The 273-nt window shown below is 68.9% G+C and carries 1 protein-coding gene; it reads right to left on the reverse strand.

Features of this window, described 5'->3' with window-relative positions; translation table 11 throughout:
* Window positions 1-273, reverse strand: a 273-nt coding sequence (locus tag NCS28_RS33120) for a LysR substrate-binding domain-containing protein (RefSeq protein WP_250517979.1), incomplete at both ends; no start/stop codon positions are given.

Below are 273 nucleotides of genomic sequence, written 5' to 3' on the forward strand. Positions count from 1 at the left end.
ATCTTCCAGCACGCGCACGAGCGTTCCGGCCGCGAGTTCCGTGCTCACGTTCCATTCGGTCAGGTACGCGAGCCCGAGCCCCGCGCGCGCTGCAGCGAGCATCAGGCCGGGTTCGTCGAGTGTGAGCGTGCCGTCGCCGTGGATGCGCAAGGTTTCGCCGTGACGCTCGAACTCCCATTGGTAGATGGAGCCGCTCGGCATTCGGCTGCGGATGCAGCGGTGCGCCGCCAGATCCGCGGGCGTGCGCGGCGGCGGGTGTCGGCCGAAATAGTC

Source organism: Caballeronia sp. INDeC2 (genome assembly GCF_023631325.1).
Classification (GTDB): domain Bacteria; phylum Pseudomonadota; class Gammaproteobacteria; order Burkholderiales; family Burkholderiaceae; genus Caballeronia.